This is a genomic window from Martinezella sp. CNPSo 3959, from assembly GCF_057784355.1.
In genome coordinates, this window is record NZ_JBXSOV010000010.1 from 18,866 (window position 1) to 31,005 (window position 12,140).

General features: G+C 60.7%; 10 protein-coding genes. 4 read left to right on the plus strand and 6 right to left on the minus strand.

Annotated elements, in window-relative coordinates:
* Positions 1–47 precede the first annotated feature (47 nt).
* The 4 genes from mutT to AC13RE_RS19930 form a co-directional block, all read right to left on the minus strand.
* Complete coding sequence (gene mutT, locus AC13RE_RS19915; protein WP_488564214.1) at positions 48–461, minus strand: 8-oxo-dGTP diphosphatase MutT; 414 nt, start codon at positions 459–461, stop codon at positions 48–50.
* Positions 458–1,267 (minus strand): GNAT family N-acetyltransferase, encoded by an 810-nt coding sequence (locus AC13RE_RS19920; protein ID WP_488564215.1) that lies wholly within the window; start codon positions 1,265–1,267, stop codon positions 458–460. Before AC13RE_RS19920 ends, mutT begins: the two co-directional genes overlap by 4 nt.
* A complete protein-coding gene (gene argJ / locus AC13RE_RS19925) occupies positions 1,248–2,489 on the minus strand; it encodes a bifunctional glutamate N-acetyltransferase/amino-acid acetyltransferase ArgJ (protein ID WP_488564216.1) in 1,242 nt (413 codons plus the stop codon). The genes AC13RE_RS19920 and argJ overlap by 20 nt, the downstream gene beginning before the upstream one ends.
* 175 nt (positions 2,490–2,664) lie before the next feature.
* Entirely contained in the window at positions 2,665–3,588 is a 924-nt protein-coding gene (locus tag AC13RE_RS19930) for a peptidylprolyl isomerase (protein ID WP_488486032.1), read from the minus strand.
* A gap of 246 nt (positions 3,589–3,834) precedes the next feature.
* Here AC13RE_RS19930 and secA point away from each other — a divergent pair, with 246 nt between their 5' ends.
* A complete protein-coding gene (gene secA / locus AC13RE_RS19935; RefSeq protein WP_488564217.1) occupies positions 3,835–6,555 on the plus strand; it encodes a preprotein translocase subunit SecA in 2,721 nt (906 codons plus the stop codon).
* A 128-nt stretch (positions 6,556–6,683) separates the two neighbouring features.
* Here the strand turns inward: secA and AC13RE_RS19940 are convergent, their stop codons facing one another.
* Positions 6,684–7,313, minus strand: a complete 630-nt coding sequence (locus tag AC13RE_RS19940) for a glutathione S-transferase family protein (protein ID WP_488564218.1) — start codon at positions 7,311–7,313, stop codon at positions 6,684–6,686.
* Positions 7,314–7,561: 248 nt separating this feature from the next.
* Between AC13RE_RS19940 and AC13RE_RS19945 the strand changes: the two genes are divergently transcribed.
* Together AC13RE_RS19945 and AC13RE_RS19950 are read left to right on the plus strand one after the other, a co-directional pair.
* Positions 7,562–8,977, plus strand: coding sequence for a lipopolysaccharide biosynthesis protein (locus AC13RE_RS19945; RefSeq protein WP_488564219.1), 1,416 nt, complete (start codon positions 7,562–7,564; stop codon positions 8,975–8,977).
* 2 nt (positions 8,978–8,979) lie between these two features.
* Complete coding sequence (locus tag AC13RE_RS19950) at positions 8,980–10,251, plus strand: GNAT family N-acetyltransferase (protein ID WP_488564220.1); 1,272 nt, start codon at positions 8,980–8,982, stop codon at positions 10,249–10,251.
* Here the strand turns inward: AC13RE_RS19950 and AC13RE_RS19955 are convergent.
* A complete protein-coding gene (locus AC13RE_RS19955) occupies positions 10,238–11,887 on the minus strand; it encodes an AMP-binding protein (protein ID WP_488564221.1) in 1,650 nt (549 codons plus the stop codon). The two genes, AC13RE_RS19950 and AC13RE_RS19955, sit on opposite strands and share 14 nt — an antisense overlap.
* Before the next feature lie 36 nt (positions 11,888–11,923).
* Here AC13RE_RS19955 and AC13RE_RS19960 point away from each other — a divergent pair, with 36 nt between their 5' ends.
* Positions 11,924–12,139 carry a hypothetical protein gene (locus AC13RE_RS19960; RefSeq protein WP_132720707.1) on the plus strand — a complete coding sequence of 72 codons (216 nt, stop codon included), beginning with the start codon at positions 11,924–11,926 and terminating at the stop codon, positions 12,137–12,139.
* The last annotated feature ends 1 nt before the right edge of the window (position 12,140 follow it).

The following is a 12,140-nucleotide window of genomic DNA, read 5'->3' on the forward strand; positions in this document are numbered from 1 at the left end:
CACGACGCCGCCGGAAGGCAGCGCTGTCTCAGCCCTTGCCATAGAAGCTAAAGCAGATCCTGCAGGAACGGGATCAGCGGCTCGTCGGCCGGCGGCATGGGATAGTCACGCAGAGCTTGCGGCCGCACCCATTTGATCGCCTGCCCTTCCCGGCCATGCGGGATGCCCTCATAGCGCCGGCAGATGTAAAGCGGCATCAGCAGATGAAAAGTTTCATAGGTGTGGCTGGCGAAGGTCAGCGGCGCCAGACAGGCAATCTTCGTCTGGATGCCAAGCTCTTCCTGAAGCTCGCGCACCAGCGTCTCCTCCGGCGTTTCACCGGATTCCACCTTGCCGCCGGGAAATTCCCAAAGGCCGGCGAGGGATTTCCCTTCGGGACGCTGCGCCAACAGGATGCGGCCATCCGTGTCGATAAGCGCGCAGGCGGCAACGAGAACGATTTTGCGGCCAGCCTCGCTCATGCAGCCCCCGGCGGTTGCCAATAGCAGTAGCGATAGGCTTCGCGGAAGCCGAAACGGACATAGAGCGCCAGAGCCGGAGCATTGTCGGCGCTGACCTGAAGCCAGGCGGTCTTGGCGCTGCGCATGCGGGCCCAGCGCAAAGCAGAGGTCAGAATCTCGGCTCCTAGACCCTTGCGCCGATGCTGTACGGAAACGGCGACAGACATGATGCCGGCAAGATCATTATCCTGCACGCACAGCGTGGTCGCCACCGGTCCGGCATCGTCATTTTCGATGACGAAGAGTCCCGATGGCGGCTTGATGCCGCTCACCACCTCCGCCAGTGCAGGCTTCAGGGCGGGATCAGCCCCATCAACCAGCAGGCTGGCATCAACATAGCGGCCGACATCGTGGCTCGGCAGATGATCCAGCATGTCAGGCAGTTCGAGATCGACGAGATTGGCGGTCATGACGATCGTCTCGTCGAAGCACGTCCAGCCGCGCTCCCGAAGGAGATCGATGAGCTTCGGCGAGGCAAGAGGGGTCTCACGCACGACCATCGGCCTGCCATAGGCCTCGAACTTGCGCTGCGCCTTCGTCAACCGTATTTCGAGATCGCGATGATCGGAAGGATCGAGCGGCACGACAGAATTCAGCCGCTTGGACGGATGACCCGCCGTTAGCCGGATCTGCCAGCTGCCATCATATTGCACCGACGAGGCAGGCCAGGCCCTAAAGCCAACGGCTTCGAGCCTGCGCACCAGGGGCAGCTTGTTTATCGTGGACTGCGCATGCATCAGCGAGGTATCAGCTCCGGTAGTCGCCATTGATGGCAACATATTCCTTGGTGAGGTCGCAGGTCCAGACCGTTGCGCGGCCATTGCCGAGGCCGAGATCGACCTTCACGGGAATATCCTGCTGCTTCATGACATTCGAGGCGGCGTCTTCCGAATAGGAAGCGTCACGCTCGCCGTTGACGGCAACGCGGACATCGCCGAACCAGATGGCGAGCTTGTCGCGATCCGCCATTTCGCCGGCCTTGCCGACCGCCATGACGACGCGGCCCCAATTGGCGTCTTCGCCCGCGGCCGCGGTCTTGACCAGCGGCGAATTGGCGATCGAAAGGGCGATGCGCTTGGCAGCCGCGTCATTTTCGGCGCCGGTCACGGTGATTTCGAGCATCTTGGTCGCGCCTTCGCCATCACGCACGACCTGGATGGCAAGATCCTTCAGCAGCTCGTTGAGTGCCGCGCGGAAACCGGCAAGCTTCGGATCGTCGGCCCGATCGATATGCGCCTGCCCGTCAGCAGCAGCAGCGCCAGTGGCAAAGAGCATCAGCGTGTCCGAGGTCGAGGTATCGCTGTCGACGGTCATGGAGTTGAAGCTCGGACCGACACCCTCGGACAGCAGCGTCTGCAACGCGGCAGAGGAAATATCGGCATCGGTGACCACGAACGAGAGCATCGTCGCCATGTCGGGCGCGATCATGCCGGCGCCCTTGGCAATACCGTTGATGGTCACCTTGACGCCGCCGATCTCGGCGGTACGGGTCGCAACCTTCGGATAAGTATCCGTAGTCATGATCGCCTTGGCGGCTTCGAACCAGAAATCGCTTGTCGCATCCTTCGCCATCGTGTCGAGCACGCCGGCAAACTTGGTGGCGTCGAGCGGCTCGCCGATGACGCCGGTGGAGGCAAGATAGACTTCGTTTTCACCGCAGCCGACGGCGGCCGCCGCGGACTTGGCGGTCAGTTCCGTCGCCTGGCGTCCCTTCAGGCCGGTGAAGGCATTGGCATTGCCTGAATTGACGACGACGGCGCGCGCGCTGCCGTGTGCAAGGTTCTTGCGGCAGAAATCGACCGGAGCCGAGGGGCACTTCGAGCGCGTAAAGACGCCGGCAACGGCGGCCGGCTTGTCGAAGACCATCAACAGGACATCGGTCCGGTTCTTGTACTTGATGCCGGCGGATGCCGTGGTCATGCGCACGCCGCGAAGGGCGGGCATGGACGCAAAGGATTTGGGAGCGAGCGGAGAGACGGAACCGGACATGAGACCCACCTGGACGAGCATGATGCCGAAAAGTGTAGGCAATTTTCGGATTACATCATGCTCTGCTTTTTAATTCTGGAGCGGATTCAGATTTTAGGTCGTATCGACCTAAAATCACCCGGCTCCAGTGAAGAGCCCGGAAAAAACCGGGCCCCGATTGTTTGACTGCTGTGACTTACTGCTGCGGCTGCGCGTCGGGCGCTGCTGCACCATCAGCAGGCGCAACGGCATCATCGGCCGGTGCCGCGTCCTGCTGCTTCTGCGCATCGTCATAGGCCTTGCTGAGCGCCGGGTCGTTGATGACGACCTTGGTATCCTGCTTGGCCTTGTTCAGAAGCTCAAGATACTTGTCGCGCATGACGAGCTGACGAACCTGGTCCTTGACCTGATCGAACGGCGGAGGAGGAGCATTGCGCTTGTCCTCGACCTTGATGATGTGCCAGCCGAAATCGGTCTTGACCGGGGTCTTCGTATAGGTGCCGACCGGCAGCGCGAAAGCCGCGTCTTCGAATTCCTTGACCATACGGCCATGGCCGAAATAACCGAGATCGCCGCCGTCAGCCTTATTCGGATCGGTCGACTTTTCCTTGGCAAGTGCGGCAAAATCCTTGCCGGCATCGAGTTCCTTGATGATCGCCTTGGCTTCATCCTCGGTCTTCACGAGAATGTGGCGGGCATGAACTTCTTCCTGCTTCGGCAGGGCTGCGACTTCCTTGTCGTAGCGGGCCTTGACTTCATCATCCTTGATGGCGTCGGCGACATGTGCCTTGAAGAAAGCATTGTGCAGCTCGCGGTCGCGCAGATAGGCCATATGTGCCTGGAAATCCGGCGTCTGGTCGAGCTTCTCCGCAGCGGCCTTCTGCGACAAGAGCTTCACATCGACCGAGGCCGAAAGTGCCGCGACCTTCTTCTGGTCATCCGGAAGCTGGCCGAGCTGCGGATCGAGATTGGCGATCGCGAGATTGAGTTCGGACTGATGGATTTCGACATCGCCGACCTTGGCGACAACGGGATCCTTGGCATCGGCCGCGAAGACCGGAGCCTGGAAGGTAACGATTGTCGCGAAAGCAACCGCAGCAAGCTTGTTATACTTCAACATAAAATAACCCTTCGGTGATCTCGACCGGCTCGACAGATGTGAATCCGGCGTGAAAAAGCCTTCAGCAGGAGAATGTGGCCTTTCTGTATCGGCCAAATCCCGTTGACATCAATCGACCCCCCTCTTATCTGTCACGCAACCTCGCGTCCAGAACAGTTTCCGGCCGTTTTGTGCTATACTCCCGTTTTTTTCGGGAAGGGATAAAGCAGGAAACGGCGGGATGAAATCTCAGAAAGGACCAGTCACATGGTCAGCCTAGGTGGAATTGCCCGCAAGTTGTTCGGCTCGTCCAACGACCGCCGGGTCAAATCGTTCCAGCCGCAAGTAGCCGCAATCAATGCGCTCGAACCGGAGATGCGCGCGCTGTCCGATGAAGCTCTGGCCGCCAAGACGGTTGAGTTCCGCCAGCAGCTCGCGGACGGCAAGACGCTGGATGATATCCTCGTGCCAGCCTTCGCTGTTGCGCGTGAAGCGTCGCGCCGCGTTCTCGGCATGCGACCTTTCGACGTGCAGCTGATCGGCGGCATGATCCTTCATTCCAATGCGATCGCTGAAATGAAGACCGGCGAAGGTAAAACCCTGGTCGCAACCCTGCCGGTCTATCTGAACGCGCTGGCCGGCAAGGGCGTACATGTCGTTACAGTCAACGATTACCTGGCGCAGCGCGACAGCGGCACCATGGGACGCCTGTACAGCTTCCTCGGCCTGACGACCGGCGTCATCGTCCACGGCCTGTCCGATGAACAGCGCCATGACGCCTATGCCTGCGACATCACATACGCCACCAACAACGAGCTCGGTTTCGACTATCTGCGCGACAACATGAAGTATGAGCGCGCCCAGATGGTTCAACGCGGCCATAGCTTCGCGATCGTCGACGAAGTGGACTCGATCCTCGTCGACGAAGCGCGCACGCCGCTGATCATCTCCGGTCCGCTCGACGACCGCTCTGATCTTTATGTCACCATCGACGCCTTCATTCCCCGCCTGGCGAAGGAAGACTACGAAATCGATGAAAAACAGCGCTCGGCAAACTTCTCCGAAGAAGGCACCGAGAAGCTGGAAAACATGCTGCGCGAAGCCGGCCTGTTGAAGGGTGAATCGCTCTACGACGTCGAGAACGTCGCGATCGTCCACCACATCAACAATGCGCTCAAGGCGCATAAGCTGTTCCAGCGCGACAAGGACTATATCGTCCGCAACGGCGAAGTCGTCATCATCGACGAATTCACCGGCCGCATGATGCCGGGCCGCCGTTATTCGGACGGTCAGCACCAGGCACTGGAAGCCAAGGAACATGTGCAGATCCAGCCGGAAAACCAGACACTGGCGCAGATCACCTTCCAGAACTATTTCCGCATGTACGACAAGCTCGCCGGCATGACCGGTACGGCTTCGACGGAAGCGGAGGAATTCGGCAACATCTACGGCCTTGACGTGATCGAGGTGCCGACCAATCTGCCGATCCAGCGTATCGATGAGGACGACGAGGTCTATCGTACGCATGCCGAGAAATATAACGCCATCATCAACGAGATCCTCGACGCGCACAAGCGCGGCCAGCCCGTGCTGGTCGGCACGACGTCTATCGAGAAGTCCGAACTTCTCGCCGATCTCATGCGCAAGCGCGGCTTTTCCAATTTCCAGGTTCTGAACGCCCGCTATCACGAGCAGGAAGCCTACATCGTCGCCCAGGCCGGCGTTCCCGGCGCGGTGACAATCGCCACCAACATGGCCGGCCGCGGCACCGACATCCAGCTCGGCGGCAATCTGGAAATGCGGGTCGAGCGCGACCTGGACGAGATGGAGCCTGGTCCGGAACGCGACGCGGCCATTGCCCGCATTGCCGAAGAGATCAAGGAGCTCAAGCAGAAATCAATCGCTGCCGGCGGCCTCTACGTCATCGCTTCGGAGCGCCATGAAAGCCGCCGTATCGACAACCAGCTGCGTGGCCGTTCCGGCCGCCAGGGCGACCCTGGCCGCTCGAAATTCTACCTGTCGCTCCAGGACGACCTGATGCGCATCTTCGGCTCCGACCGCATGGACGGCATGCTGCAGAAGCTCGGCCTCAAGGAAGGCGAAGCGATCGTCCACCCCTGGATCAACAAGGCGGTTGAACGCGCTCAGAAGAAGGTCGAGGCCCGCAACTTCGACATCCGCAAGAACGTTCTGAAGTACGACGACGTGCTGAACGATCAGCGCAAGGTCATCTTCGACCAGCGCGTCGAACTGATGGAATCGAAGGACCTCTCCGAATTCGTCGGCGACATGCGCCACGACGTCATCGAGGATCTCGTCGCCAGACATATTCCGGAGCGCGCCTATGCCGAACAGTGGGATGCTGACGGCCTGAAGACGGCTGTTGCCAACTTCTTCGATCTCGATCTGCCCATTCATGACTGGGTCAAGGAAGAAGGCATCGCTGAAGACGATATCCGCGCCCGCCTGACGGAAGCGGCCGAAAAGGCTGCGGCCGAAAAGGCCGAACGCTTCGGCCCCGAGATCATGACCTATGTCGAGCGCTCCATCGTGCTGCAGACGCTGGACAATCTCTGGCGCGAGCACATCGTCAACCTCGACCATCTCCGCTCGGTCATCGGCTTCCGCGGCTATGCTCAGCGCGATCCGCTGCAGGAATACAAGGCGGAAGCTTTCGAGCTGTTCCAGGCGCTGTTGAACAATCTGCGCCAGGCCGTGACCGCCCAGCTTTCGCGCGTTGAACTGGTGCAGCAGCCGGCCGAACCGGAAACACCGCCGATGCAGGCCCGTCATATCGACGCGACGACCGGCGAGGACGAATTCGCCCCGTTCGCACTTGCAAGCGAAAGCTTCATATCTCCGGAAAATCGCGATCCACTCAATCCGGCGACGTGGGGCCGCGTCGGCCGTAACGAGGCCTGCCCCTGCGGCTCCGGCAAGAAGTACAAGCACTGCCACGGCGCCTTCGAAAGCAGCGAAGTGGTCTAAGCCTCGCAAACCGATAGCAACGAACAGAATGCCGCCTTTGGGGCGGCATTTTTGTTTGCAACGATCAGATCACAGCAATTGTCGTCGACACGCGCAGCCGGCAAGCGTCACCAGCACGTCTACCGTGCTCAAATAGCGGAATGCGGATCCTCACTGTAGAGATGGACCGGGTAGCCTGGCCCGATGACGTCAAGCACCCGATCGAACCAGGCCGTAAGCGCCGGGTAATCAGCGAGATCGAAGCCGCAATCCGCCGCTTTATGGGCATAGGCGTAAACGGCTATGTCCGCGATCGAAAACTCGCCACCGACGAGAAATGGCGTATTCTTCAGCCCGCGCTCAAGCGCGGCAAGGGCACGAAGGCCGGCCAAGCGCTTGGCCTCCGCCATAACGGCATTGAGTTCGAGCCGTCCCGTCAGCGTCCAGAAGCGCAGCGTGCCGATGACCGGTTCGACATGATACTGCTCGAAGAACAGCCATTGCATGACCTTGGCGTGCAGATAGCGATCCGCCGGAAGAAGCCGCGTGTCTTCGGCCACATAGGTGAGAATAGCGTTCGATTCCGCTATCGTTCGCCCATCCTCCAGTTCGAGAACGGGAATGCCGCCTGCCGGATTGAGATCGAGAAAGGCGTCCGTGCGCCCCTCACCCTCGAAGATGGACACCAGGCGAGTCTGGTAGGGAATATCGAGCAATCCGAACAGAACCCTGGCCTTCCAGCCATTCTGCGACGGCAAATAATCGTGAAGTGTGAGCATGAAATCCTCCTCCGATAGACCCTGGATTCTACATACCGACCGAACCGTCGCCACCCGTTTCCTGTGCAGCGGCATGGCGCAGCAGCCCAAGGGCAACTTGCGTCTCATGGTTGCTTTCCGGCATGCTTGATAAGCAACCCTCCATTTCGGCAAAGCCACTTTTACGTGTCGCAAGAACCGATTCTTAACTCTCCTCTGCCAAGACTAACGCGAGTTTGGGATCATACTTAAAGTATTGCGTATCGATCATGGCGGTCTTTCAAACAGCGGAAAGAATGTTGCCGTCCGCCTTGCGGGCCGCCCTATCACCGTATCTGCGCAAGATTAGCATCCTCCTTGCCGCTCAGGACGAGAAAGCTGCGTCGCAGCGCATGGCGCTGATCGCCTTCACGATCCGCGTTGCAGGCGCCGCGCTCGCCTTTCTCTCGCAGATCATTCTTGCTCGCCTGATGGGCCGGTTCGAATACGGCATTTTCGTCTTCGTCTGGGTGCTGATGATCCTGTTCGGCAATCTCGCCTGCCTGGGCTTCCCCACGGCCATCATCCGTTTCCTGCCGCAGTATGATGCCAGCGGCAATCATGATGCCATTCGCGGTCTGAACACGACGGCACGCCTGTTCGTGGTTGCCGTCTCGGGCACGCTGGCGCTGATTGGGGCGCTCCTGCTTTTTGCCTTTCGCGGCATGATCGAGCACTATTACGTCATGCCGGTTTTCCTCGGCCTGATTGCCGTGCCGATGATTTCGCTCGGAGACGTTCTGGACGGTACGGCCCGCGCCAAGCACTGGCCGGTCATGGCGCTCAGCCCGACCTTCCTCATCCGCCCGACGCTGATCCTGCTCTTCATGGTGGCCGCGATCCTCGCCGGCGCACCGCGTGATGCCGTCACCGCTATGGCCGCAGCTCTCGCCGGCGCTTTCACCAGCGTCCTGCTGCAATATCTCGCAGTGACGCTCCGTCTGCGCCGCCATTATCCAAGCGGCCCGAAAGCCACTGAATTCCGCGCCTGGACAGCCGTCGCCCTGCCGATCTTCCTGGTCGAAGGCGTGGGCTACCTACTCACCAATTCGGACGTCATCGTCGTCGGCATTTTCCTCGATCCGGATGAAGTCGCCGTCTATTTCGCAGCGGCAAAAACGATGGCCCTGGTGCTCTTCGTCTCCTTCGCCGTCAGGGCGGCCATCGGACCGCGCTTTGCCGCCATTCTTGCCGAAGGCGACCGGAGCAAGCTCGCGGCCTTTGCCACGGAGGCCACACGCTGGTCCTTCTTTCCAGCACTTGCCCTCGGCCTCGTGGTGCTGGCGGCGGGGCAGCTCCTGCTTTCGCTGTTCGGCGCCGCCTTCACGGAGGGACAGATGGTGATGGCGATCCTGCTTGCCGGCATTCTTGCGAGAGCGCTCGTCGGCCCTGCCGAAGTGCTCCTGACCATGGCGGACAAGCAGATGCTCTGCGTCTATCTCTATGCTGTAGCGCTCGTTGCCAATGTCGGGCTCAATGTCACGCTCATCCCGCATTTCGGCATCGAAGGAGCGGCGATTGCCGGCGCCACTGCCATGGCAATCGAGGCCTTGCTCCTGCACGTGGCCGTCCACCGCGCGCTTGGCATCAAACTATTCGCCCTCCTCCGGCGTTCGTCGGCGTCATCGGCAACGAGGGTCTTCTGATCATGGCACGTCCCCCCTACACCGAAACCACCGACAGCCAAGTGAACGCTCTGACCCATACGCTCGCAGCACTGCATTTCGAAACGCCGAAAGCGGAAGCCCGGGTCGAGGTCGGCCGCGCCGGACGCGAACTCTGCCTCTATCCCGGCAAGCTCGGCTATGAGCTGCAGGACGAACTGGACTTCCTGTCCAATCGCGCCATGGAGCCGAATGTCTTCTTCTCGGGCCGCTTCCTGGCGCCCGCCATGCCACGCCTTGAGGATCGGCAGGTGCGTCTGGCGCTGATGCGCGATATCAACAGCACGCGCAGCCGCATGCGTCTGCTGATGCCCTTCACGGTCGACAAGCCGGGCTTCGCCATCGGCCCGTCGATCATCCGCGTCTGGTCGAACTCCTTCGGCCCGCTCGGCACGCCCCTGCTAGACGCCGAGGATGCCGGCGAAACGCTCGATAACCTCTTCGAGGCACTCTCCCGGCCGGAGCTGCATCTCCCGACCACGCTCGTATTGCCGGATGTCCGGCTCAACGGCCGTTTCGTCCAGATGGCCAAGGTCATTGCGATCGGCCGAAACCTGCCGATCGCCATCGCCAACCCATTCCAGCGCCCGATGCTCCAAAGCAACGACGACGCGCTCACCTATCTCAGGCGAACGATTTCCAACGCGCATTTGCGCGAAATGCGCCGCCAATGGCGACTTTTGGAAAACCACGGCGAGGTCAGCTACAACGTCGCCCGTCAGCCCCGCGATATTCACGGGCGCATGGAAGAATTCCTGGCGCTGGAGGCAAGCGGCTGGAAGGGCAAGAAGCGCTCGGCGCTCGTCACCGATCGCCATCATGCCGCCTTTGCCCGCGAAGCGATTTCCAACCTTGCCGCCATCGACGCGGTGCGCATTCACTCAATCGATCTTAATGGCAAGGCCGTCGCCTCGATGATCGTGTTGATCATGGGCGGCGAAGCCTATACGTGGAAGACGGCCTTTGACGAAACCTATGCCCGCTATTCGCCAGGCAAGCTCTTGATGGGCGAACTGACGGAATGGCATCTCGACGACGCCAACGTCGTCCGCTCCGATTCCTGCGCCGTACCCGATCATCCGATCATGAGCCGCTTCTGGCACGAGCGCGAGGACATGGGCACGCTCATCATCGGCCTGACCCCGAACGGCGACCGCGACGTCCGTCAGGTCACCACCCAGCTGCACATGTATCGCAGCACCCGCAACATGGCGAAGCTGCTGCGAGAAAAGATCCTGTCGCTTACGAAGCGCTAGAACCGCGAGTTTCGGCGATCGCCCGCTCGCGCAGCAGGCGACGAATCACCTTGCCCGAGGTCGTCAGTGGCAGAGCGTCGACGAATTCGATCTCGCGCGGATATTCGTGCATGGAAAGCCGCGTCTTGACCCATTCTCGGATCTCGATCGCCAGTTTGTCACTCGGCTCGCGACCGGGCACGAGGACGACATAGGCCTTGACGATTTCCGTTCGGACCGCATCCGGCTTTCCCACCGCCGCAGCAAGCTGCACGGCCGGATGGCCGCCGAGGCAATCCTCGATCTCGCTCGGCCCGATGCGGTAGCCCGACGATGTGATGACATCGTCATCGCGGCCGACGAAGGAAATATAGCCATCCGCGTCCTGCCGGCCGATATCGCCGGTCAGCAGCCAGTCATTGGCGAATTTCGCCTCCGTCGCCGCCTCGTTCCGCCAATAGCCGAGAAACATCACCGGATCGGGCCGCTTGATGGCAATTTGCCCGCTCTCGCCTACGGGAACCTCGATACCCTTGGCATCGACGATCGCGACGCGATGGCCAGGAACAGGCTTGCCGGTTGCGCCTGCACGGCTGACGCCAAAGGCTTCACTGGAGGAGAGCACGAAATTGCATTCCGTCTGGCCGAAGAATTCGTTGACGCTGACACCAAGCGCGGATCGCGCCCATTCAAAGGTTTCGCGGCCGAGCGCCTCGCCGGCCGAACCGATGGTGCGAAGCTTGAGATCATAATGCGCCCGCGGACTGTCGACAGCCTTCAGCAAGCGCAGCGCCGTCGGCGGGATGAAGGCATTGCGCACCTCCATCTCGGCCATGATGCGGAAGGCCATATGCGGATCGAATTTCTGCGCCGGCGAGGAAACGACGGGAACGCCAAGCATCAGGCTCGGCAACAGAGCATTCAGGAGACCGCCGGCCCAGGCCCAGTCCGACGGCGTCCAGAGCCGGTCGTCGGCCTTGGGAAAGCCTTCATGGGCGAATTGCATGCCCGGAATATGTCCGGGCAACACGCGATGGCCATGCAGCGCGCCCTTGGGCGGCCCGGTCGTGCCCGAGGTGAAGATCATCAGAGCCGGATCGTCCGGACCAGTATCCACCACCTCGAACAGCGGCAGGTGCGCGGCCTCCAGATCGGCAAAGCCTGCAGCGCCCTCCTCAGCACCATCGATGCTGATCACCTGCGCCAGTTCCGGCAGCCTGTCCCGGATCGGACGCAGCCGCTCGAGACCGAACTGATTGGTGACGATTGCCGACGCACCTGATGTCTTCAGCCGATATTCCAGCGCCTCGGCGCCGAACAGCAAGGCCAGCGGCAGGGCGATCGCCCCCATCTTGTAGATCGCCACATGCGCGACGACCGTCTCGAAACCCTGCGGCAATAGCAGCGCCACCCGGTCTCCCGCTTGCACGCGGAGCGAAACAAGCGCGTTGGCAAAGGAGGCGGAACGATCGCGCAACTCACCATAGGTCATGGAAAAGTGATTGCCGTCCGGATTGAAATGCTGAAGGCAGATCCGGTCGGGCTCGCGTTCGGCCCAGGCATCGCAAACAGCATGTCCCATGTTGAATCTCGCCGGAATCTCCCAGCGAAAGTCGCGATAGAGGGCTTCATAAGTATCACGCGGGGGCAATTTCATGCGCAGTTCCAGAAAATTGTGCGGTGCAGCTAACACTTGTCGCCCGTGGGGTTCAAGGAAACATTTGAAATCGCCGTCTTCTCTGCCGGACGAATTGCCTTATTTATTGAAGAATACTTCGAAGCTCTTCACGAACTGATGCGTCGTCCGGCGACGATCTTGCCCGCCGATTTGCTTTCGCGACGCACATATTCCACCGCTCTTCCGGCGGTGGTCCTCATTGCGCCGAATAATCGAATGGACGGAGAATAGC